Consider the following 24,225-nt stretch of genomic DNA (forward strand, 5'->3'; position numbering starts at 1 on the left):
TCAGCAGCTCACAGTATCTGAAAAAAGGCTTATTTCAGCTATTCAGTATGAGATAGGGTCAGAACCTGAGCCTATTTCTCCATGTCTGCCGCTTGTTTGCCCCTATGTGCTGTCTTAATATGTATAAAGCAGGAATTGATGTCGGGTCAACAACCGTTAAACTGGTTGTCTTTGATGAAAATGATAAGTTACTTTTTTCACGCTATCAGCGCCATTTTTCAGACGTCAAAACAGCCACTGTTAAAGTACTAAAGGAAGCTATTGCTGATATTGGTGATCAAGAAGTCAGCATTGCTATTACTGGTTCAGGAGGCATCGGCCTGTCGGATGCTGCCAATATTCCCTTTGTTCAGGAAGTTATCGCTGCCACCACCACCGTTGAAAAGCTCATTCCGCAAACCGATGTAGTCATTGAGTTAGGCGGTGAAGATGCCAAGATGACCTTCTTTGGCGATACGCTGGAACAGCGGATGAACGGAACCTGTGCGGGCGGTACGGGAGCCTTTATTGATCAAATGGCAGAGCTTTTAAAGACTGATGCTAATGGTGTCAACGAACTGGCCAAAGATTACCAAACCATCTATCCCATTGCCAGCCGCTGCGGTGTTTTCGCCAAAACAGATGTACAGCCCCTCATCAACGAAGGAGCCCGCAAGGAAGACATTGCCGCTTCTATTTTCCAAGCTGTCGTCAACCAAACTATCGCAGGCCTTGCTTCGGGCCGTAAAATCACTGGCAACATAGCCTTTTTAGGCGGTCCGCTCTTCTTTATGAGTGAGCTCCGCCAGCGCTTCATTGAAACCTTAAATATTGCTCCCGAACATGTGATTTTCCCGGAAAACCCGCAGCTCTTTGTCGCTATGGGGGCAGCTCTGGAAGAAGATCAAGCCCAGCTGAGCCTGACACAAATTATTGATAATCTTGAACAAAACACCTCAAAATCTCTGGTTCCTCAAAATACCTTGGAGCATCTTTTTGAAAATCAGGCAGAGCTGGACGACTGGCGTGAGCGTCATGATGAAGCCAGCGCCAAGTACAAGGATATTGCAGCTGTCTCCGGTCCTGTTTTCTTGGGTATAGATGCCGGTTCTACGACTTCAAAAGTCATCTTAACCGACCCTTGTGGTAACATTCTCTTCCAGCATTACAGCAACAATCAAGGCCAGCCCTTGGAAAATGTCATTGCTGTTTTGAAAGACTTGTATCGTCAGCTGCCCCAGGAGGCTTTCATTGCTCGTTCCTGCGTGACCGGCTACGGTGAAAATTTAATCAAGGCTGCCCTGCGGGTGGATTATGGCGAGGTAGAAACCGTTGCCCACTTCAAGGCTGCCAATTATTTTAACCCCGGTGTTGATTTTATTTTAGATATCGGCGGGCAGGACATGAAAGCCATGTCTGTTCAGGACGGGGCTCTGTCAAGCATTCAGCTTAACGAGGCCTGTTCATCTGGCTGCGGCTCTTTCATTGAAACTTTCGCCAAATCGCTGAAATATGATGTCAAGGACTTCGCTCAGGTCGCCCTGCTGGCTGAACATCCGGTCGATCTGGGGTCAAAATGCACTGTTTTTATGAATTCAAAAGTCAAACAAGTCCAAAAAGAAGGTGCCACCATTGCCGATATTTCCGCAGGACTGTCTTACTCAGTCATCAAAAATGCCCTCTATAAGGTTATCAAACTCAAACGCCCTGAAGATTTAGGTGAAAAAATTGTCTGCCAAGGCGGCACCTTCTACAATGAAGCAGTGCTTCGTGCCTTTGAACTGGTGTCCGGCCGCCAAGTCGTTCGTCCCAATATTGCCGGCCTCATGGGAGCCTATGGCTGCGCTCTCATTGCCCAAGAGAAATACGAAGACGAGCTTACCTTGGACAATCAAGAACAAACTGACCAAAGAGCTGCCCAGCCGGAAATGGCTAGGGGCTAAAGGAGAATGCTATGTCTGAACAACTGATACACCGCAAACGTTCAAGCATCATGAATCTGGATGAATTAGACACCTTTACCGCGAAAAAAGAATTCACGCGCTGCGGTCTGTGCGAAAACAACTGTGCCTTGACGGTCACCATTTTCAATGATGGTTCAAAATTTGTTACCGGCAACCGCTGTGAACGCGGAGCTGAAAAGGTCACTAAGATTAAATTCGACCGCAGCAAGCAAAAAGAAAATCTGGTTGATTATAAATATAAAAAGCTCTTTAAATTTAAAGCACTGTCAAAACGCGATGCCGTCCACGGTGTTATGGGAATTCCGCGTGTACTCAACATGTATGAGAATTATCCCCTCTGGCATACGGTGCTGACCGATCTTGGTTTTCGCGTGCAGATTTCCCCAAAGTCTGACAAGAAGCTCTTTGAAAAAGGAATCGAAACTATTCCCAGCGATACAGTCTGCTACCCTGCCAAGATGGTGCACGGTCATATCCAGTCCCTGATTGATAAAAAAGTAGATGCCATCTTTTACCCCAGCGTTATCTATGAACGCGTGGAAAACAGCAAGGCACCCAACCACTACAACTGCCCTATCGTCCAAGGATATCCGGAAGTGATCGAAAAAAATATGGATTCCATTCGGGACGGCGACGTTAAATTTTACCACCCTTTCGTTAATTTGGCTGATCCTGAAACCCTTGTGCATTCTTTATCGCAGGCCTTTGCTGACTACGATGATATAAGGCCTGAGCACATTCGCAAGGCTGTTAACCACGGCTACCAAGCTTTGGCCGATTTCAAGGCTGATTTGCAGAAAAAAGCTGATGAACTGCTGACAGCCATCAGCATGAATGGGGAAAAGGCTATTGTCCTCTCCGGCCGTCCCTATCATCTCGATCCGGAAATTAACCATGGAATTGCCAATATCATTGTTCAGGAAGGCTTCCATGTTTTGACAGAAGACATGGTGTCAGGTCTGGAAGAAGTCTCCGGCCTGCGCGTTGTCAACCAATGGGTTTACCACTCTCGCCTCTATGCAGCAGCCAAAGTCGTCGCTAAAAACCCTAATCTGGAACTGGTTCAGTTAAACAGTTTTGGCTGCGGCCTCGATGCGGTGACGACCGATCAAGTGGAAGAAATCATGCGCGGTCACAATAAACTTTACACCGTCCTAAAAATCGACGAAGGCAGCAATATGGGGGCCATCCGCATCCGCCTGCGTTCGCTCAAGGCTGCTGTAGAAGAACGTGATAACAAACTCAGAAAAGCTAATCTTGACCACATCTTCAATCAAGCGCCGCAATTTACCAGTCAAACTGAAAAAGATCTGCCGGCCGATCCTGTCTTCACTAAAGAGATGAAGAAAACCCATACCCTGCTTATGCCCATGCTGTCCCCTATCCATCAAAACGGACTTATTGAAGAAGCTTTCAAGCAGGCCGGTTACAATGTTGTTATTCTGCCTGCCATGGACCGAGAAGCCGTTGATGTCGGCCTCAAATTTGTTCACAATGATGCCTGCTATCCCGCTATCATCACTATCGGCCAGCTGGTTGAGGCCTTGGAAAGCGGCAAGTACGACCTGAACAATACCAGTGTCATGATGACGCAAACAGGCGGCGGCTGCCGGGCAACCAACTATATACCGCTCCTGCGCAAGGCCTTAAAGGATGCCGGCTTCCCGCAAATTCCAGTTGTTTCAATTTCCATGGGCAATCAAGGGACTGAAGAAACACCTGGCTGGAACATCACTCTACCCTTTGTCAAGCGGCTGCTCATTGCTGTTCTCTACGGCGACCTTTTTGAACGCGTTCTCTACCGCGTCCGCCCTTACGAAAAGGTTGCCGGCTCTGCCAATGCTCTTTATGACAAATGGCTGAGCACCGCTAGGAAAAATATCAAATCTGGTTCTTACTTTGAATTTAACCGCAATATGAAACGTATCATTCGTGATTTTGACACGCTTGAAACCTTTGACTTCGGTCACAAACCCCGTGTCGGCGTGGTCGGTGAAATTCTAGTCAAATATGCACCCACTGCCAATAATGACATCGTCGGTATCATCGAAAGAGAAGGCGGTGAAGCCGTTGTCCCTGATTTGATCGGTTTTATGAACTACTCCCTCTTCAACCAAATTTGGAAGGCTGATGAGCTCAATATGAGCAGCAAGACCAAGCGTCTGGCTAAACTGGGGATCGATGCCATTAACCTCCTTGAAAAACCCATGAATAAGGCTCTGGAAAAATCGCAGCGCTTTGAAGGCATTGAGTCCATCTATGACATTGCTGACGGTGCCTCTAAGATTATTTCTATTGGTAACCATACCGGCGAAGGCTGGTTCCTGACAGGTGAAATGATTGAACTGCTCAACAACGATGTTAAAAATATCGTTTGCCTGCAGCCATTTGGCTGCCTGCCTAACCACATTGTTGGCAAAGGAATGATCAAGGAGCTGCGCCGCCAATACAAGGGTGCCAATATCGCTCCCATTGACTACGATCCGGGTTCATCAGAAGTCAATCAGCTCAACCGTATCCGTCTCATGATGACCACCGCTAAGAAAATGCAAAAGGCCTAGCAAAACCGCTGACTGACCTAAAAAACGAGAGAGCGGAACAGACATCCATGATGGCTCCGCCTCTCGTTTTGAACGTTTTATCAATGCTTTTCTTTCTCAAAATAAACAAAAGCTCGGGCGATAAACTCGAGTTTTTGTATCTGCTGTTATCAGTCAATGGAAGCGATAACTTCAATTTCAATCTTAGCATCTTTGGGCAGACGGGCAACTTCAACAGCGGAACGAGCCGGAAAGTCCTGACCGAAAGCTGTTGCATAAACCTCATTAAAGGGAACAAAATCCTTGATGTCAGCCAAAAAACAAGTCGTTTTAACAACATGGTCAAAGTCCGTACCTGCTTCTGACAGAATAGCTGAGATATTTTTTAAGACCTGCTGTGTTTGTTCCTCAATGGTTTCACCGACGATTTCACCGGTTTCCGGTGAAAGAGCAATTTGGCCGGATGCAAATAGCAGATTGCCGGCAATTTTTCCTTGGACGTAAGGGCCGATAGCGGCGGGTGCTTTATCTGTGTGAATATTTTTCATTTTTTCCTTCTTTCTTTTTATCTACTTATAGCTGCTGACCAAGCGAATCGACCGTGCGAATGGCCTGAGCAAATTTTTCAGGGTCAAAAGGCGTATTGCGGTATTCATTGGTGGTTAGGGCAACCTCAACAATTTTAGGGATATCTTCCTGAGTCAGTCCTAAGTCCCGCAGCCTAATCGGCAATCCTAATGCCTTATTGAACTTGGCCACACGTTTTAGTTCTTCTTGCTCATCAAAATAAGCATGCAGGACCAGCACACCGTACGAAACAACCATGCCATGGAGATATTCGCCTTCACGCTGAACGGCAGTTGTGCCATTATAAAAAGCATGGGCATGACAAGAATTGTAGTAAAAATCAGGCTGGTTGACCAAATTAGAGGCATAGCCGGTTGATACCACGATATCAAGTGCAATTTCTTCAACTGCCCGAGATGGTTTGTTGTTTCGAACATCTTCCAGCCCTTGCTGACCGTAGCGGTAAAAGGCATCCTTTGAAGACAGTGCCACAGCCTCACCTAATGCTGCGGTATGAGGAAGCTCTGCTGTTCCCTTTTTCTTTGCTTCCTTGATCGCATGCTCTACTTCAGGAGCTTTCGAAATACCATCGCCAATGCCGGCCCAAAAATATTTTTCCGGTGCTTCTGCAATAATCCGCGTGTTGATGAAAATATGGAGCGGTGAGTCAGGATAGCCGTACCTCAAAAGGGAATGATCATCATTGTAGACGACTGCGATTGCAGTCCCAGCTGAGCAATTGGAACAAATCGTTGGGAAGGTAAAGGTCGGTTTGTTCAGTTCTTTGGCAACCATTTTAGCTGTATCAAGAGCCTTTCCGCCGCCGAAGCCAAAAATAGCATCCGCTCGCTCTACATCCGGATTAGCTGCCAGTTTATCAATGTTTGTTTGTGTCGAATCGACACCATAAACAAAACTGCCCGTCACTTCAATATCCGCCTGTTCCAAAATACCACGGACCTCATCCTCGCTGCTGGCCAAGGCTCTCTTTCCGCCAATCAAAACCACACGCTTAATGTGGTAGGGTTTTAGGACCTCAGGAATTTCCTGATAGCAGTCTTCACCATAGCTATAGTTTGCCATTACAGTAGTTGTCATTTTAGTTCCTCCTATGAAATAAGTGGCCATCGTCTTTTTCTAGGCGGTGACAATCTAGCAACGAAACAGAGATAAAAGATCCCTTTCAAGCTGTTTGAAGGTTCTCTTATACCTGCCCGATGCCTTTTATTATAGCAGAATATCCAGAAGATTAAAACAAAGACTTTCTAAATAAAAAAAGAGCGGAACAGACCACCTATGATGGCGTGCCTGTCCTGCTCTCTTTCATCAGATTCAATAATAAAGTGACAAAAATTACGGTTCAATTCGATGGAGCATGCGCGGGAAAGGAATAGCTTCGCGAATATGCTTAGTTCCTGCTAAAAAGGTCACCATGCGCTCCAATCCAAGACCAAAGCCGCAGTGGGGAACAGAACCGTATTTGCGCAGGTCAAGATAGAAGGCATAGTCATCCGGATTAAGTCCGTTTTCTTTGATTTTCTCAAGCAGGGTATCATAATCCGTTTCACGTTCGGAACCGCCGATAATTTCACCATAGCCCTCCGGTGCAAGCAAATCAGCACAGAGAACACGATCCGGATTGCCAGGGACCGGTTTCATGTAAAAAGCTTTTAAGTCGGCCGGATAATTGACTACAAAAGTTGGGAGGCCAAAGTAATTGGAAATCCATGTTTCATGAGGCGATCCAAAGTCATCTCCATGCTCAACATGCTCATAATCAGCATCCTCATCTGCTTCATGCTCCTGAAGAAGAGTAATGGCATCGTCATAGGATACACGCTTAAAGGGTTCTGCAATATATCTTTTGAGTAAATCAGTATCACGCTCTAAAATATCAAGAGCCTGCGGTGCCCGATCAAGAACACCCTGAATGAGTGCTTTGACATAAGCTTCCTGCAAGTCGAGGGACTGCTCATGCGACAGGAAAGGATATTCGGCATCCATCATCCAAAATTCTGTCAGATGGCGGCGGGTCTTTGATTTTTCGGCACGGAAAACAGGTCCAAAGTCAAAGACGCGGCCGAGCGCCATAGCCCCTGCTTCCAGATAGAGCTGGCCGGACTGGCTGAGAAAGGCAGGCTCTCCAAAATAATCGGTCTCAAAAAGATCCGTCGTGTTTTCAGCAGCATTGCCTGATAAGATTGGGCTGTCAAATTTGATGAAGCCGTTTTGATCAAAAAATTCATAAGAAGCATAAATAACAGCATTGCGAATTTGCATGATGGCCATTTGCTTTCGTGAACGCAGCCAGAGATGACGGTGGTCCATCAAAAAATCAGTTCCGTGTTCCTTGGGAGTAATGGGGTAATTTTCCGATTCCCCAATTACTTCAAGATCCTTTACATCGAGCTCATAGCCAAATTTTGACCGTTCATCTTCTTTGACAATTCCTGTCACCAAAACAGCCGTTTCCTGATTCAGATGCTTGATGGCAGTGAATTTTTCAAGTCCTTCTTCTTCCCCAAATTTTTCGATAAAGTTTGGTTTAAAGGCCACGCCCTGGAAAAAGGCAGATCCGTCACGCAGCTGGAGAAAGGCAATTTTACCTTTGCCTGATTTGTTGGCAACCCAGGCACCAATGGTCACCTCTTCGCCAACATGTTTTGGAACGTCAATAATAGATACTAACTCTTTAGACATGTATAGTGGTTCTCTTTTCTACTTTCTTATTTTGTTATGATTTCTTTGATGGAGATGAAGCTGATGACAGGTTCTGAAGAAGTCTTACCATAGTGTTTTGTCTGACTTTCGACAGTCACAAGATAGTCTTTATCCAGACTTGTTTTCTCCCAGGGACGTTTGTAAGACAGTTTAAACTGGTGCCGGCCATTTGCCAGCACTTTCCCTTTAAGATAGGCAAGACCTGAGCCTCCTGCCCGCAATTGATAATCAGCTCCGGAAAACGGCGACAGATCTTCAGTGGTTATGTCATCTAAGTCCAGCTTTTCTGAAACATCACTGACTTTCCAGCCATAGCCGGTCGAGCCGTTGGACACAAAAGTCAGTTTAAAGGTATCACCAGACTTTTGAATTTGAATGTCTCCTCGGTCAAAGGCAAGATGCATAGCCTTTTCTTTAACAGTTTTTAGCTCCGTTTTGGTTTGAAAAAGAGCCCAGCTGAGACCTATGATGATTATAAGCAGAATGGCCGGGATGAAATACCGGTGAAGCTTCTGAGCCATGGCTCAGTTCTCCATAAAGACCTTGAGGCGGCGGATGGCTTCTTTGAGGGTATCCATATCAGTCGCATAGCTCATGCGAACATTTTCAGGAGCGCCAAAGCCTGCTCCTGTCACCAAAGCAACACCAGCCTCTTCCAAAATAGCGGTTGTAAAGGCTGTCACATCCGTATAGCCCTTCATTTCCATGGCTTTTTTAACATTCGGGAAGAAGTAAAAAGCTCCTTGCGGCTTCACGACATCAAAGCCAGGGACCTCTTCCAGCAGCGGATAGATCGTATTGAGACGTTCTTCAAAGGCCTGACGCATTTCTTCAACGCTGTCCTGAGCTCCGGTCAAAGCTTCAATAGCCGCATACTGAGCCGCAGTTGTCAGATTAGATGTTGTCTGACTGACAATCTTAGAAATTGCTGCAACAATTTCAGGATCTGCAACAATATAGCCCACACGCCAGCCGGTCATCGAATAGGTCTTGGAAACACCATTTACAACAATGGTTTGCTTGCGGATTGTTTCTGACAGAGTTGAAATAGGGATAAATTTAGCACCGTTGTAGACCAAACGGCCGTAAATATCATCAGCCAAAATTAAAACATCATGTTCTACAGCCCAGTTGCCGATAGCTTCTAACTCTTCTCTGCTGTAAATCATCCCTGTCGGATTAGAAGGACTGTTGAGCAAAAGCATTTTAGTCTTAGCTGTCCTTGCGGCTTCCAGCTGATCCAAGGTAACTTTAAAATGATTGTCCTCACTGGTCTTGACAAAAACCGGAACACCCTCATTCATTTTAATCTGATCAGCATAAGATACCCAGAAAGGTGTCGGAATAATAACCTCATCGCCCGAGTCAATAAGCGCTGCAAAGAGCGCATACAGCATAAACTTAGCACCGGTTCCTGCGACTACCTGACTGCGCTCTACAGAATAGCCGTAGAAGTTTTCAAAATACTGGCTGACCGCATCTTTTAACTCAGGCAGACCCGAAGCAACCGTATAAAAAGAAGCACTGCCGTCTTGGATAGACTTAATAGCTGCATCCTGAATGTGTTTAGGCGTTATAAAATCCGGCTGTCCCACAGAGAGCTCTAAAATGTCCCGGCCCTGTGCTTTTAGTTCTTTAGCACGTGCACTGGCAGCCAAAGTAATTGATTCTTCCATCTCTACAACACGCCTTGATAATTTAATCATCCTGTCTCCTTTGTCCTTCTTCTCAAACACTGATTCATAGCATTACACACTAATACTTTTTATTATATCAAACCTGACCCCAAATTTCCAACTGCCATTTAAATATTCTTAAAGTCCGCGCACAGCTGCAAAACAGGGCCTGCGAATTTTTTGACTTGGAAAAATATTTCGAAAAATATTTCATCGTTCTTTACACGACTTGTTAGTAGGCTCTGTCACATGAGCAAAGGAGGCTAAGGCAAGAACCTCAGCCTCCTGATACAAACAGCTTGGCGCACTGTCCTAGAGTGAGAACTGGCTGCCTATAGCAGTTTGGAAGCTACTTCCCCCTATCCTTAAGACAGTAAAAAATGAGCAATGTCATCAAGGATATTTTGAAACTTCTGATTGACAAGAGGAAATTGTGCAGATAAGGCATCATAAATAGTCTTGCCATATCTTTTACGCATAATGCGGCTGTCCAGTATAACAATGGCTGAAAGCTGACGGCTCTTGCGCTTCGTACGGCCGATAGCCTGCCTCAGCCGCAAAATGGCACTGGGCAGGGCATAGTCATAAAAAGGATTCTTGCCTTCCTGCCTGAGCCTGCGATTTAACTTTTTAATAAAGATATTTTCAGGATTATCAAAGGGCAGACGCGTAATCACTTCAATCAGCCGCTCCTGCTCAACAAAATCAACCCCTTCCCAAAAACTGCCGGTTCCTAAAAGAAGGTTGGCCTCTCCTCGGTCAAACCGCCGCTTAACATTAAAGGGTGTGCCGTTTTTATCCTGGGTCAAATGAACCAGTTGCGCCTCATCAAGACGTTCAGACACGGCAAACATGGTTTTTCTAGAATTAAAAAGGGCAAGCATGGGCTGCTGAAGCTCAGCCAGTGCCAGCAGACGCTCTGCCAGCAAATGCTCATACTCTGTGTCTGTCAGCTCACCGATATCGGGCATACTGTCATCAATCCAAATAGTCTGCTGCTTAGAAGTATCACCCGGCACACTGTCGAAACTAAAGGTTGCAAAACCAAGAAGATTAGCCAGACTGACCTGAGGACTGATGCGAAGAGTGGCCGAAACCAAGTAGGTTTTTTTAGTCGGCGGCAAAAAGCTGGTAAAATCGGTAAAGTCCAAACGGGCAGACTTGAGCAGCACAACCCGGTGGTCCGGAGAAACTTCTTCTTCAAACCAAAAATCAGAAAAAGAATCTGCAAACAGCTGCTGCAAATCAGCTAATTCCGGCAAATCGAGCTCTTTTAGACTCTGCTTCAGACCGCTGACATCTTCGCCCTTAAGCTGCTTTCTTCTTCGCTTATAGAAAAGCGTCAGCAGGTGGTTCAGTTCAAATTGGATGCTCTCCAGCAGCCGTTTTTCTAAAATATCCTGAGAATTTTCCAAGAGCTGACTCAATGTTTGCAGTGTCTTAGTCATGTTAATCTGCTGCTGAGAAAATTGCTCCAAGGTTAAAAACAGTTTTTGAGCCTCATCAATGACTAAAATCTGATTTTCTACAAAGGCCGGGTCATCTTCAATCCGTGTCAGCAGGTAGGCATGATTGGTGATAATTAAACGGCTGTTTTGAGCTCTCTGGTAACTTCTCTGCCAGAAGTCACAGTCATAAAAAAGCGAGTGCCTGCTGAGACGGCCGTCATGCTTGATTTCATCAAAATAAGCGGCGTAGCGCTGCTTCTGCCTGATTTCATCCAGATCACCAGTCCTTGTTTCCAAAAGCCAAACCAAAAGCTGCATTTTATAGCGGTTGAGCAGGCGATTGTCATCGCTTCTGGTCAAACTCTCATAAAAACTGTCCAGCTTAAGGTAGTTGTTAGGACTTTTCAAGCTGTGACAGTTGAGGTGAAAAACGTCCCTCAAAGCTTTAGCTTCATTAGCCATAATCTGATCCTGCAGGACCTTGGTCGGAACACTGACAATGATTTGCTCTGTTTTAGCATTATTAAGCAAGGGCAGCAGGTAACCGTAGGTTTTACCGATGCCGGACTGCGCTTCGATGAAACTTGCTCTGGGATCGTCAAATCGTTTAGCAACCAGATTGGCAAAGTCCAGCTGCTTTGGTCTGTCCTCAAGATTCAAAAGAGCGATATTGGCTGCAAAATCTTGCGATAAGCAGCGCTCATGCAGCACAGGCTCCTCTTTTCTTAAGACAAGTCCTGCTACTTCCTGATAATCTTCTGCCAGATGAAGGGGAGCCAGTTCCAATGCTTCTTCAATTGGAAGTCTGGATTCATAGAGCAGGCTGTCAGAAAAGGCAAGAATCTTTTCCAGAGTTACCCTCGGCAGGGTAGCTATTTTCTTTTTCAGTTTTAGAAACAGCTCTGCGGTGGCTTGGGCGTCAGCAATGGCTGTATGGGCATCCGACAGCTCAATCCCCAAAAGTTCCGTCAGATTGCCCAGTGAATATTTTTCAAAAGTCGGATAAAAAACCTGGGCTAATTCAACCGTATCCACACGAGGGCTCAACAGTTCATAGCCCTCTAAAAAAAGATGCTCAGCCAAGAGATTGGCATCAAATTTAACATTGTGAGCAACAAAAATACAGTCAGCAATCAGTTCATAAATATCAGCAGCCACTTCAGAAAAATCGGGAGCCTTTTTTAAGCGGCCATCGGTGATCCCTGTCAAATTGACAATGGCCGGAGAAAGCTTCTCGTGCGGGTTGACATCCGTCGCATAGGTCTGTACAATGCGATCGTTCTCAATAATGACAATACCCACTTGGATAATAGAAGCTGAGCTGCTGGCACTTGTTGCTTCCAAATCTACCACAGCGTACTTTCTTGAATTACGTTCCGTCATAACATTAAAATTATACCATATTTAAAGGGAAAAAGATGGCTTATCCTTCATTGGCAAATGCAGGAACAAGAGCTCCGCAGAATCTGTCAAACAATTCCAGCTATTTTTTCAAAATTTTCTATGTTATAATAGGCTTAATTCTATTTTGCAAGGGAGACTGCTGTGAAAAAGAAAACCAAGCTGAACAACTACTATCTTGAAATGAAAGAGCACTATTTAGAGGTGCCCTATTATCAGGAAAAAAGGCGAATTCGGGTGCTTCTGCCCAAGGACTACGATAAGGAAGACTGGGCTTCATACCCCGTTCTCTACATGCATGACGGCCAAAACATCTTTTACAGCAAAGAGTCCTATTCAGGCTATTCCTGGAAAATTATCCCAACCATCAAGCAGCACAAGGAACTTCCCAAGCTTATTATTGTGGGGATTGACAATGCCGGCAGCAACCGGCTGAATGAATACGCTCCTTGGATGACAGATGTGGGAACAACACCTGAAACCGCCAGTGTCGGCGGCGACGGTATGGCCTACGGCGACTGGCTAGTCCATACGGTCAAACCCTTTATTGATGACAATTACAGAACGAAACCTGACCGTCAAAACACTTTGCTGGCAGGGTCATCTATGGGCGGCATTATCACTGCCTACATGGGAGCAGCCTATCCTGATATCTTCGGTAATCTGGGTATCTTTTCCTTAGCTTCCTGGTTCAGCGAACGTGATTTCCTGCGCTTTTGCGATTACCATCCTCTAAATACAGACAGTAAAGTCTTCATTCAGGTCGGCACCAAAGAAGGCGATGAGGTAGATGAAGCCTTTGCTCCAAACATGAATCAGGCCTATATTGACTGCACCCTCCACTACTATCAATCCCTCCTGCGCACAGGACATCCCATGGAAAATATTGATTTGCATATCATGGCCAACGAAATTCACCATGAAAAATACTGGGCAGATCACTTTATTGAATTCTTAAAATTTACCCTAAAAGAATAACATAAAAAGCATGACAGACCACTACGAGTATGAGCGGTCTGTCATGTTTTTCTATGATTTGAAAACGATTCAAAAAGTCAAATCCGTCCTTCTTCCTCCAATTTCCCTAAGAAATACGGCATCTGCACGCGCCACCAATTCCAATCATGGGCAACATCGTGTCCCCAGAAATCAAACCAGGCTGGGATTGACTTGGCTTCAAACGCTTCCTGCAGGCGAATTGTGTCAATCACGTGCGGCTCTTCCCAGGCTCCCTGACCGACAGCCACGATAAAACGATTGCGGCGGTATTGGTCTAGGAACCAAGGATCATTTTGATTCCAGAGATAATCAATAGGAGAATTGTAATACACGGCTAAGTCTCCGGCAAAATCACCGGTGAAAAAGCGTGCATCATAAACACCGGACAGGGCGATAGCAGCATCAAATAAATCCGGATGGCGCAGGGCAAAATTCACAGTGTGAAAAGCTCCCATCGAACAGCCGGTAGCAATCATACCGCCGTCCCAATTGGATTCATAGCGAATCAGCGGCACCAATTCATGGATAATATAGCGGTCATAGGCCTCATGGGCAAGCGCCATATCATGGCCTGACTTCCCTTGAGCCAGCCATGATTCCTTATCCAAAGAGTCGGGTGTGTAAAACTTCACCAGACCGCGGTTGATAAAATCCTGACAGGCTTCGATCATGCCAAAATCACCGTATTCATTTTGGCTGCCGCCCGACGATGGAAAAACAACGACGGGCTTGCCGGCATGGCCGTAAACATTAAAGTACATTTCGCGGCCGAGTTCTCCCGACCATTGGCTTCTTCTTTCAAAATGCATATATAAGATATTGCGAGCAGCTAAACACAACCGTCTTGTGTCTGCTCTCTTCCTTTCTAAACTATTAAATGCGGGCCTAAAACACAGATTTACTGTTTTGCCTGAGCAAATTGGACGATCTCACGCAGCTCATCCATGGTTTCAGTTCGAGCCAAAATACCAACTTCACCCATAATTTTTGCAAAAATTCCCGGTACAGATTCGATATCAATGATATGGTGTCCGTATTTGGCTTCAATATCTGCTATGCTATGGACATAATTCTTATTGGCCTTACGCGAAATATAAACAACATTGTAGCGGTGCTGCACATCTGCTGTAAATTGGTTGTCTTTAACCACCTTAGCATATTGGTCAAAGATATCAAAATCATCCGCATAATTCCACATATCAATGGTCAAGCCTCCCGGCGGACGGCAGTTCACTTCCAGCGCCATCAGGTCTTTTGTCTTTTTAATGCGGAAAAATTCAAAATGGAAGAAACGTTCCTTGACATTAAAAGCCTGCACGCATTTCTTGCCCAGTTCAATAAGCTCAGGTGCAATGTCCCGCGGGACATAGTAAAACATATCACCGTCTTTTTCCACCGTATCAAGAACAGCTTCTGAATACTCTAAACTGGAATAAAAGACAATATTGCCCTCATGGTCAGTCAGACCGTCAAAGGTCACAATATCCCCGTCAATGAATTCTTCCATGATGTATTCTACTTGAGGATTGCGATAGCCAAAAAAGTCTTCCAATTCTTGCTCAGATTTAATCTTATAGGTATCAGAAGCCCCCACACCGGAATTAGGCTTGATAATGACCGGAAAACCAAGTTCCTCGGTCAGAGCTCTGGCATCGTCAGCACTGGTAAAGACGCGGCCGCGGGCAACCTTGAGTCCTGTTTTGCGAAAGATTTCCTTCATCTGTGCCTTGGTCTTGATGGAGAGCATATCTTCATTTTTATAGCCAAAAACGTTGAAGTCCGTCCGCAGGTGCGCATCCAGCTCCAGCCAGTATTCATTATGGGATTCGATACGGTCAATTCTTCCATACTTGTGGGCAAAATAAGCCACAGCGCGGTAAACCTGATCGTAGTCTTCCATATTGTCTACACGGTAATATTCGGTCAAATGATCGCGCAGACCCTGACTCAGTTCTTCATAGGGACTGTCAGCAATTCCTAAAGTGTTGATGCCATTTTCATGCAAGCGATGGGCAAAGGTTTCAAAATTCGCCGGAAAATGGGGGGAAATCATGATAAAATTCATTTTTCTATCCATAAGCATTCTTCTTTCTAGTTTTTACTTTTTTAGTCTAGCATAATTTTTCAGAGAATTCTAGGAAAATGACAAAATTTTCTGATTATTTACCAATCTTTATTTTTCCGACAATAAAAAAAGCTGAAGAAAATAAAGCATAGCTTCTTTCTCCAGCTTGGACTCCAGCATGTGAGTTTTTTATGTTAATGAAACTGCATGCCGCCGTCAACCAGCAGGGTCTGACCCGTAACATAATCCGAATCAGGTCCGGCTAAAAAGGCAACAACATTGGCCACATCCTCCGGCTCTGATAAACGCTGCAAAGTGATATCTTTGGCAAACTGTTGCATGCCCCATTCATCATCTTTGCCAGCATTTTTACCCACTCTGTGAGCAATGTCATACATCATTGGTGTTTTGACAATCCCCGGCGCAAAGGCATTGACAGTAATGCCATCCTTAGCTAAATCACGCGCTGTTACCTGCGTGATGCCGCGCACAGCAAATTTGGTTCCTGAATAAAGCGTTAATTCCGGATTGCCGACCACACCTGCCTGAGAAGTTGCATTAATGATTTTTCCACCGTGCCCCAAAGCTTTAAAATGCTTTTGAGCGGCCTGAATTCCCCAAATAACGCCGCCGACATTGACACCGTAGACCTGCTTAAACTGCTCCTCAGTGATTGTTTCAACCGGAGTTGTCGGACCAAGACCGGCATTATTAACAACAACTGTCAAATCCCCAAATTTTTCAACAACCTTGTCAAAGGCTGCAAAAACATCGTCGCGTTTAGATACATCTACTGTTACAGCAACAGCATCTGTTTCTGAAAGGCTGGCAGCCGCTTCTTGAGCAGCCTGAGTATTATAATCAAGAATAGCTACTTTAAAGCCATCCTTGTAAAGACGTTTGGCAATGGCAAGACCAATTCCCTGTCCTGCACCAGTAACAATAGCAACTTTTGTCATAAATAACCTCCATTTTCCCGTATGCTAGCAGTATAAACAGGACACCGCAGAAAGTCAATGGAAAATATTCTTCAATTTCTTTCTTTTTAATTTCAAAAGAAAGACATTTTTGTTAAACTAAAAGTATGAAAATTTTGAAGACCTTAAATGACGCTGCACTTGAAAATACTTATTATCTGGTTAATGACCAAGCTGTTCTTGTCATTGATCCGGGAAGCAACACCGATGAGATTTTTAAGCAAATACAGACCATCAATAAGCCTGTTGCCGCTGTTTTGCTGACCCATGCCCATTACGACCACATCATGAGCCTTGATGCGGTGCGCCGGCAGTTCAATCATCCGCCTGTTTATATTTCTGAAAAGGAAGCTTCCTGGCTGGGCAGTCCCCGGGATAACCTATCGGGCTTGGATCGGCACAGTGATATGGAAGATGTCATTGCAGCTCCTGCTGATTTTTACTTTGAGTATGACAAAACCTATCAGCTGTCCGGCTTTGCTTTTAAAGTCGTTCCAACACCAGGTCATTCTTGGGGCAGTGTCTCCTTTATCTTTGACGACGAGCAGGCTGTTTTTTCAGGAGATGCTCTTTTTCGAGAAACGATTGGCCGCACTGACCTGCCAACCGGCAATTTTGATGAACTTATTAATAGTATCAAAGAAAACCTTTTTACCCTGCCCAATCATTTTAGCGTTTTCCCTGGACATGGCTTTGATACAACAATTGGACATGAAAAAAATTTCAATCCCTTCTTTTAGCTGATGAGCTTTGCATGAAGCCTGTTGTAATTAGCTAAGGCACCATTGAACTGCTGTTCTTTTATTATCGAACTGGAACAAAAGGGGTCAGCCCCAAAACCGTGATCTTATCAGAAATCGGTTTTGGGGCTGACCCCTTTAACTTTATATTATATGATTTGTCCTCAGGCTGCTTCGCAGTCTTTTTCTTATATCTTCAAGAAGCGTCTCATTGACAGAACAGAACCGAGGGAACCGATAATAATACCGATGACAAACATTGCTCCAATGAGATAAAAGACAAATGGATTGGGTTCATAAAGAGACAGATTTTGAGTGGCCAGATTTGGGTTAAACTGCTCAAAAACAAACTGATACAGGTAACCGACAATCAGTGACGGAACAATAGCCCCGATAAGACCGACCCAGGCTCCTTCAAAGAAGAAAGGCATTCTGATATAGCCGTTTTTAGCACCAACCAAACGCATGATTTGAATTTCATTGCGGCGGGAAAGAATGGTAATCCGAATCGTATTCGAAATCAAGAAGATGGCAACCAGAACTAAAAGGCCGGTTCCGACCAGTCCCCAGGTACGGACAAAGTTAGCCAGACCAAAGATGCGGTCGGTGTCAGTACCGCCGTAAGCCACTGAATCAACGCCTGATATTTTGTCAATCGCCTTGGCTACCGACTTAACCTTGCGAGGTGAAGTTGTCTGCACGATATAGACATCGTACAGAGGATTGGAATCCCCGTCAAACAGGGTCCAGTCGTCACCCATTGTTTTCTTCAGCTTTTCTAATTGCTCATCCTTACTTGAAAAGGTAATCTTTTTAACGTTTTTGATCTTTTTGATCTGATCATAAACCTTGTGATAGTCGGGGTTGTTAATTTTTTTGTTTGAATCGTTAGGGTCAACGTAAGACTTCACATTATCTTTAGAATCAACCTGCAAATAAGTATTGATCTGGACATTTTTTTCAATACCGGAGGCCAATTTTTCGGTATTCAGGAGAAAAGCTGCAAAGATACCAACCAAGGTCAGGGTAATCGCTACAGACGTGATAGCTGCAATAGACATCCAGCCATTGCGTTTGATATTTTTAATGGACTGCCATAAGTGACGGAAAAATCTTCTAATCATTGTATCCGTAATCTCCTTCCTCTTCGTCGCGGACAATGCGGCCGTCTTCAATGGCAACCACACGGTGGCGAAGTGTATCTACAATCTGGCGGTTATGGGTTGCCATCAAAACAGTAGTCCCTTGAAGATTGATACGCTCCAGCAACTGCATAATTTCCCATGAAATTTCCGGGTCCAGGTTTCCTGTCGGTTCATCGGCAATCAGAACTTTCGGGTTATTGACAATAGCTCTGGCAATTGCAACCCGCTGCTGTTCCCCGCCTGAGAGCTGATCGGGAAAAGAACGCATTTTATGCTTGAGCCCGACCAAATCAAGGACTTCTGCTACACGTTTTTTAATCACACGCGGCTTTTCACCGATAACTTCCATCGCAAAAGCAATGTTTTCAAACACTGTTTTATTGGGCAGGAGTTTATAGTCCTGAAAGACAACACCGATGCCGCGGCGAAGAATGGGAATTTCTCGCTTTTTCATTTTAGACAGGTTAAATTTGCCAACCTTAAGCAACCCCTTAGTCGTTCTTTCTTCACGGTAAAGCAGTCTGATAAGGGTTGACTTCCCTGCGCCTGATGGTCCTACCAGATAGACAAATTCACCTTGATCGACAGAAATTGTTATGTTTCTCAAGGCAGTCGTACTGCGGTGATACTTTTTGGTAACACCCTTCATTTGAATTAATGCCATGTCTTGCGTTTCCTTTTCTTTAATAATATCTTTGGAGAATAGCTCTCCTTTGTAAAAACCAGTCTTCTACTCCATGCGCCATTTGAGAAAGGCATCAATGAAGCCGTCCAAATCACCGTCCATAACCTTATCAACCTGCGCAACTTCATAGCCTGTGCGATGGTCTTTTACCATTGTGTAGGGGGTGAAAACATAAGAGCGAATCTGACTGCCCCAAGTGATTTCTTTTTTATCGCCTTTAAGGGCATCTACTTCCTGGGCTTTCTTTTCCTGCTCCAGCTGATAGAGCTTTGCCTGCAGCATTTTCATAGCCCGGTCGCGGTTGCCGTATTGCGTACGGTCAACTGTTGAAGCTACTACGATACCGGTTGGTATATGGGTCAGACGGACACCTGTCGAGACTTTGTTGACATTTTGGCCGCCGGCTCCGCCAGAGCGAAAGGTATCCATCTTGATGTCCTCATCCCGGATGTCCACTTCAATCGTGTCATCAAGTTCCGGCATGACTTCGACTGAGGCAAAGGACGTATGACGGCGTTTAGCCGAATCAAAGGGTGAAATTCTCACCAAGCGATGAACGCCCATCTCTGATTTCAAAAGACCGTAAGCATTGGGACCTTCAAAGGACAGCGTTACCGACTTGATCCCTGCTTCATCGCCCGCTTGATAATCCAGCACTTCTACCTTGAAGTTTTTGCTGTTGCCAAAACGAGTGTACATGCGCAGCAGCATGTCTCCCCAGTCCTGAGCTTCCGTACCGCCGGAACCTGGGTGAATTTCTAAAATCGCATTATTGGCATCGTAAGGCTCTGACAAAAGAAGCGTCATTTCATAGCTGGACATCATCTTGTCCAGTTTTTCCAGACTTTCTTCCAAGTCAGCCTGCATTGAAGGCTCTTCTTCTGCCAATTCATACAAAATCTCAGCCTCATCGGATAGATTTTCCATGTTATGGAAAGTATCGTACTTCAGTTTTAAGTCATTTAACTCCTGTGACGTCTTTTGAGCGGCAATATTGTCATCCCAAAAGTCAGGTTCCGTCATCCGATTTTCTAAGAGCGCGATCTCTTCTTCCAAGCGATCTAAGTCAAAGAGACCTCCGAAAGCCATTCAGCTTTTCTTTGTTTTCTGCTAATTTTTGGCGCATTTCTGCCATATCCATAGTTCATACCTCATTTTTTCAGTATCTGTTTTATTCTAACATAGTTCATTTAAAATTGCCATCTATTAATCACAGCATCTCGTTCTTTTATGATAGCTTCATTATCTGAATCAATGCTTAAAATAAAATCCCGCAACTCTTCTGTTGGTTTTTTGACAATTTCACCTAAGGCCCAGATAGCCGTTGCAGCGTGAATGGGATTTTGGCTGCTGTCAATGATTTCCAGCAGTTTGACAACTGCGCTTTTGTCATGGGCATTGGCCAGAGCGATGATAGCGTTGCGCTGCAAAATATTTTTTCCCCGCCAGGAACCGGCAATCATACCAAATCTTTTCTTAAACTGACTGTTAGACAAATTTAAAAAAGGAATCAGCTCTGGTTCTGCCAGTTCAGGATCAATGGTGCTGCCCAAGGGATTAGTGAGCCCTTTATTGTAGGGACAGCAGATTTGGCAAATATCGCAGCCATAAATGACAGTCTTGATTTTCTTTCGGAATTCAAGATCCATCATGCCCTTATCCTGTGTCTGAAAAGACAGGCAGCGCTTGGCATTCATTGTTCCGTCGCCAAGCAAGCAGGATGTCGGACAGGCATCCAAACAGCGGCGGCAGTCGCCGCAGTCGTAATCAACCGGACTGTCGGGCTCAATTTCCAGATTAGTAATCAATTCTCCCAGATACATATAAGAGCCGAATTCCTTGGAAATGACCAAACCGTTTTTCCCAATAAAGCCTATCCCAGCCCGTCTGGCAACAGCTGTATCAACCAAGGCTCCTGTGTCAACCATGCCCTTATACTCAAAATTTTCAGTCAGCTTTTCAATTCCATCGGCCAACTGCTTGAGCTTGTCCTGGAGCACATAATGATAATCCAGACCCCAGCTGTTAGGAGTGATTTTACCGCGCCGATACTGCGTTTTGGGCGGTTTAACAGGCAGTTTGTTGGGATAGGCCACAGCAACAGAGATGATCGTTTTGGCACTTGCCAAAGAGAGCTTGGGTTTAATCCGCTCCTCAATATTTTTATGTTCAAAACCCGAAGAACGCCCTTCTTCAACAGAAGCGCGCAGCGATTTTTCCAAATAAGCAAAATCATCGGCAGTCGTAAAACCAATTTTTGAAATCCCGATTTCTCGAGCCAGCTTTTGGATTTCTTCCTTAATATTCATAAGTCTATCTTAAAGGATTTTTAAAAAGAGAGCAAGTCACAAAATGAAAATAAATGCAACTAAAATATGAATAAAAAATCAACACGGCTTTTTAAACTTGAGACAAGATTGCAACAAAACACATAGGCAAAAATAAAGACTGGAAACCTTAAGTTCATTCCAGTCCCAGGTTGCAGACAAACTCTATAGTTAGCATTTCACAAGCACACACATCTTAGGATAGTATCAACTCACAATCTATAAGAAAAATAGACGAATGAAACGAGCCTGGCCCAGATACTTTCCGCTGCAGCAAAAAACGAGAGTGGGACAAAAATCAGTAAATCGTGGCAAAATCACGATTTTGATTTTGTTGTCCCACCTCCGCACAGTTGATTAGGGATTGACATGAACTAACGTTCATAGAATTGGATATCCTCCAACAGTTCCCCAAACTGTTGGAGCTATCACTTGCCTAGCAAGGGATAAGGACCTCCAATCAGCAGTGGTTCATTGGTGCTAAAGCACCTAATGAACTGTGCAGGGGTAAGACTAAGTTGACCTAGCCAACAAGTCTTACTCCCAACCACTGCGTCAAACTGCTATATCTTAAATAGTTAAAGGAGGAAAGACTTTTGTCCCAGCCTCGTTCGGAGATTTTGAGACTTGGGCTCAAAATCTAAGTATGAAATTCCAAAGGAAGTTGCTGCGACGATTGCCGTTAGAAATCGATACTATTTCTAACGGCAATCTAATGCAAAACCTAGTCAAAAGCTATAGCGTTGGCGTTTGGTTTTGCCGTCCGTGCTGCCTAAGGAAAGTATCATAACACAATAATTCTTTTGATAAAAATTGACTTTTTCTTCAGTCTGAGACTGGAAACCTTAAGTTCATTCCAGTCTTATACTTTTAATTGTTCCAACAGTTAGTTGGTTGCTGCTGGGATTTAATAATTATCAAAATGCCGATAAAGATACTCTAAATGCTTAATTTCATCGCAAATACGATGGCCGATATTGGTATCCTTGACTAAAATACGGCGGCTGGACTCCTCAACCAGACGTCTGGTTGAAAGAATATCATAATTGCCCATTAACACATCCTGGCTATTGGTAAAGGGCTGATGTGCCACCAGCAGCATGCCATAGCTGTTAAAAACCAGGGTGTAGCCTGCCAGTCCTGTCTTTTTTTGGTAAGCCTTGGCAAAACCGCCATCGATGACCAGCATTTTACCGCCTGCCTTGACAGGATTCTCCCCGTCTTTTTCCTTTACAGGCGTGTGACCGTTGATAATATGCCCCTCCTCGCTCAGATTAAATTCTTTTAGGATGTCCCGGCAGACACTTTCCTTATTTCGCAGCCGGTAATAAGGATTTTTGATTTCTTCATGAGTGGCCTTATCCTTAATAAAATAACGCTCAAAGGTTGTCATGGCTTTTTTCCCGAAAAGGGAGGAATTTTCACCTACCCAGAGGTACCAAAACAGATCCGTCGAGAAATCCTCGTGCTTATCAGGGTGCCGATAAGATTGGCGGATTTCTTTCTCATAAAAATCCAACAGTTCCTTGCCAGAGTAGCTTCTGTCCTTGATTTTCAAGGATTTAAAATCGCCGTTTTCATGCAGGGGAATACAGCCGTGAAACAGCAGATTGCCATTGTATTGCAAATACATGGAGCCTTTTTCAAACAAAAAATCAACATGGCGCTTTAAGCACTCTGATGTCTGAAAAGCGTGCATCAGCTGTTTGAGAAGTTTTTCTTCTTCACCATCCAGCGCACAGGGGTTTTCAGCTACAATACGGCTGCTGTTAAAATCCGACAAGGCATAATCCTTGCCTTTTAGGCAAATCGTTTTTTGCCCATAATCAATCATTTCCAGAACCTGACGGTGCTCCAGCTGAAAGTCCGGCCGACGGTGAATTAAACGGCTCTCCAGTTTAAACTGCAAAATAGCGGTTGCCTGCTGCACAACATTCAGCAAGTTGTTTTCCTCCTGAGACAGCTCGCCTTCGTCCAAAATAGGATCAAAAGCCGGTACAGGCTGATAATACTTGCGGCTGTAATCCACAAGCTTTCTCAGATTAATCCCGTAGCGATCCTCAATCAAGGTTAAATTATTGTATCTGGCAGCAATGCGAATGACATTAATCATACAGGCATAGGAGCCCGAAACGGCTCCCATCCAGGTAATATCGTGATTGCCCCATTGAATATCAACATTAGGCAGCTTTTCCAAACGGTTTAAAATAATATCAGGGTATTTACCGCGGTCATAAATATCACCGACAACATGCAAAACATCCACAGCCAAACGCTGAATAACATAGGACAGAGCAATGACGAGCTCTTCCAGCTGATTGAGTTCTGTAATCTTATCAATAATTGCATCAAAGTAACCTTCTTTATCAGGGTTCCTTTCGATTTCTGCCAAGAGTTCCTCAATAATATAAGCAAAGTTGGCAGGCAGACTTTTGCGAACCTTGGAGCGCGTGTATTTATTGCCGAGGTATTTAAGAACTTGAATCTGAATAGGTACCAAAGCAATCAGTTTTTCCTGCAGGGCATTGTGCGAGAGATCCTGCTTATCAAAAGCTATCTTTTGTTCAGGATAGTAGACAAACAAGCAGAATTCTTGGCTGTCCATGGCAGACAGCTGATACAAGTCAAAGCATTCCTGAATTTTAGACTTAACCGAACCTGAACAAGTCCTCAGAATATAATCAAAGGCACGATATTCACCGTGCAGGTCGCTGACAAAATGCTCAGTCCCTTTAGGCAGATGACAAATGGCTTCCAGATTGATAATTTCTGTCAGAATATCTGCTCTGGTAGGAAATTTTTCCTTAAGTAGTTGATAAAAGGCCTTCATTTGATCTCCTTTAGCTGTGCAATCCCTCAAAAGGAAGCTGGTGACAATCATTAAAAACTGCTGCAGCAAACAGCCGCTGCATAACGATTATAAAGCTTTTTGACAGCGCTGTCAATCATTAACAGACCGCATTGGCAGCCCTTTCAAATACCGTCAAAAAT

The 24,225-nt window shown here is 44.5% G+C and carries 18 protein-coding genes; 4 read left to right on the forward strand and 14 right to left on the reverse strand.

From position 1 onward, the window contains the following. The first annotated feature begins 119 nt into the window (after positions 1-119). The gene (locus tag BMI76_RS10770; protein ID WP_180372834.1) at positions 120-1,922 is read left to right on the forward strand and encodes a BadF/BadG/BcrA/BcrD ATPase family protein; all 1,803 of its coding nucleotides are present in this window, start codon (positions 120-122) and stop codon (positions 1,920-1,922) included. An 11-nt stretch (positions 1,923-1,933) separates the two neighbouring features. Then, positions 1,934-4,504 carry an acyl-CoA dehydratase activase-related protein gene (locus BMI76_RS10775; protein WP_180372835.1) on the forward strand — a complete coding sequence of 857 codons (2,571 nt, stop codon included), beginning with the start codon at positions 1,934-1,936 and terminating at the stop codon, positions 4,502-4,504. Between the two features lie 149 nt (positions 4,505-4,653). Here the strand turns inward: BMI76_RS10775 and BMI76_RS07935 are convergent, their stop codons facing one another. The 6 genes from BMI76_RS07935 to BMI76_RS07960 form a co-directional block, all read right to left on the reverse strand. Beyond that, the gene (locus BMI76_RS07935; RefSeq protein WP_075347040.1) at positions 4,654-5,031 is read right to left on the reverse strand and encodes a RidA family protein; all 378 of its coding nucleotides are present in this window, start codon (positions 5,029-5,031) and stop codon (positions 4,654-4,656) included. 25 nt (positions 5,032-5,056) lie between these two features. Further along, positions 5,057-6,148, reverse strand: a complete 1,092-nt coding sequence (locus BMI76_RS07940) for an iron-containing alcohol dehydrogenase family protein (RefSeq protein WP_075347041.1) — start codon at positions 6,146-6,148, stop codon at positions 5,057-5,059. Between the two features lie 255 nt (positions 6,149-6,403). Further along, a complete protein-coding gene (gene asnS, locus BMI76_RS07945) occupies positions 6,404-7,750 on the reverse strand; it encodes an asparagine--tRNA ligase (RefSeq protein ID WP_075347042.1) in 1,347 nt (448 codons plus the stop codon). 26 nt (positions 7,751-7,776) lie between these two features. Next, entirely contained in the window at positions 7,777-8,292 is a 516-nt protein-coding gene (locus tag BMI76_RS07950; RefSeq protein ID WP_075347043.1) for a protease inhibitor I42 family protein, read from the reverse strand. A 3-nt stretch (positions 8,293-8,295) separates the two neighbouring features. Continuing rightward, positions 8,296-9,477 (reverse strand): pyridoxal phosphate-dependent aminotransferase, encoded by a 1,182-nt coding sequence (locus tag BMI76_RS07955; protein WP_075347044.1) that lies wholly within the window; start codon positions 9,475-9,477, stop codon positions 8,296-8,298. A 335-nt stretch (positions 9,478-9,812) separates the two neighbouring features. Continuing rightward, a complete protein-coding gene (locus tag BMI76_RS07960; RefSeq protein WP_075347045.1) occupies positions 9,813-12,278 on the reverse strand; it encodes a bifunctional DnaQ family exonuclease/ATP-dependent helicase in 2,466 nt (821 codons plus the stop codon). A gap of 162 nt (positions 12,279-12,440) precedes the next feature. Between BMI76_RS07960 and BMI76_RS07965 the strand changes: the two genes are divergently transcribed. Next, the gene (locus BMI76_RS07965; RefSeq protein WP_075347046.1) at positions 12,441-13,274 is read left to right on the forward strand and encodes an alpha/beta hydrolase; all 834 of its coding nucleotides are present in this window, start codon (positions 12,441-12,443) and stop codon (positions 13,272-13,274) included. A 77-nt stretch (positions 13,275-13,351) separates the two neighbouring features. Here the strand turns inward: BMI76_RS07965 and BMI76_RS07970 are convergent, their stop codons facing one another. The 3 genes from BMI76_RS07970 to BMI76_RS07980 all read right to left on the reverse strand — a co-directional run bounded on the left by BMI76_RS07970 (position 13,352) and on the right by BMI76_RS07980 (position 16,319). Next, positions 13,352-14,104: an esterase family protein gene (locus BMI76_RS07970; RefSeq protein WP_075347064.1), complete on the reverse strand. Its 753-nt coding sequence runs from the start codon at positions 14,102-14,104 to the stop codon at positions 13,352-13,354. 89 nt (positions 14,105-14,193) lie between these two features. After that, the gene (locus BMI76_RS07975) at positions 14,194-15,372 is read right to left on the reverse strand and encodes an acetyl-CoA carboxylase biotin carboxylase subunit family protein (protein ID WP_075347047.1); all 1,179 of its coding nucleotides are present in this window, start codon (positions 15,370-15,372) and stop codon (positions 14,194-14,196) included. A 182-nt stretch (positions 15,373-15,554) separates the two neighbouring features. Next, entirely contained in the window at positions 15,555-16,319 is a 765-nt protein-coding gene (locus BMI76_RS07980; protein WP_075347048.1) for a (S)-acetoin forming diacetyl reductase, read from the reverse strand. A 125-nt stretch (positions 16,320-16,444) separates the two neighbouring features. On the opposite strand from BMI76_RS07980, the gene BMI76_RS07985 reads away from it, so the two are divergent. Further along, on the forward strand, positions 16,445-17,077 hold the full coding sequence (locus tag BMI76_RS07985) for an MBL fold metallo-hydrolase (RefSeq protein ID WP_075347049.1): 633 nt from the start codon (positions 16,445-16,447) through the stop codon (positions 17,075-17,077). Positions 17,078-17,265: 188 nt separating this feature from the next. Here the strand turns inward: BMI76_RS07985 and ftsX are convergent, their stop codons facing one another. The 5 genes from ftsX to BMI76_RS08010 all read right to left on the reverse strand — a co-directional run bounded on the left by ftsX (position 17,266) and on the right by BMI76_RS08010 (position 24,064). Beyond that, a complete protein-coding gene (ftsX, locus tag BMI76_RS07990) occupies positions 17,266-18,201 on the reverse strand; it encodes a permease-like cell division protein FtsX (RefSeq protein WP_075347050.1) in 936 nt (311 codons plus the stop codon). Continuing rightward, positions 18,194-18,886, reverse strand: coding sequence for a cell division ATP-binding protein FtsE (gene ftsE / locus BMI76_RS07995; RefSeq protein ID WP_075347051.1), 693 nt, complete (start codon positions 18,884-18,886; stop codon positions 18,194-18,196). The genes ftsX and ftsE overlap by 8 nt, the downstream gene beginning before the upstream one ends. Before the next feature lie 66 nt (positions 18,887-18,952). After that, positions 18,953-20,048, reverse strand: a protein-coding gene (prfB, locus tag BMI76_RS08000) for a peptide chain release factor 2 (protein ID WP_142355071.1) whose coding sequence is annotated in 2 segments (ribosomal slippage) — positions 18,953-19,975 and positions 19,977-20,048 — 1,095 coding nt in all. Because the reading frame shifts where the segments join, the coding sequence is not laid out codon by codon here. 49 nt (positions 20,049-20,097) lie between these two features. Further along, entirely contained in the window at positions 20,098-21,216 is a 1,119-nt protein-coding gene (gene queG, locus BMI76_RS08005; RefSeq protein WP_075347052.1) for a tRNA epoxyqueuosine(34) reductase QueG, read from the reverse strand. A 925-nt stretch (positions 21,217-22,141) separates the two neighbouring features. Beyond that, positions 22,142-24,064 carry a fructose-1,6-bisphosphatase gene (locus BMI76_RS08010; RefSeq protein ID WP_075347053.1) on the reverse strand — a complete coding sequence of 641 codons (1,923 nt, stop codon included), beginning with the start codon at positions 24,062-24,064 and terminating at the stop codon, positions 22,142-22,144. Positions 24,065-24,225: the final 161 nt, after the last annotated feature.

Origin of the sequence: Streptococcus sp. 'caviae' (genome assembly GCF_001937065.1) — a bacterium.
In the GTDB taxonomy this organism is placed as follows: Bacteria; Bacillota; Bacilli; order Lactobacillales; family Streptococcaceae; genus Streptococcus.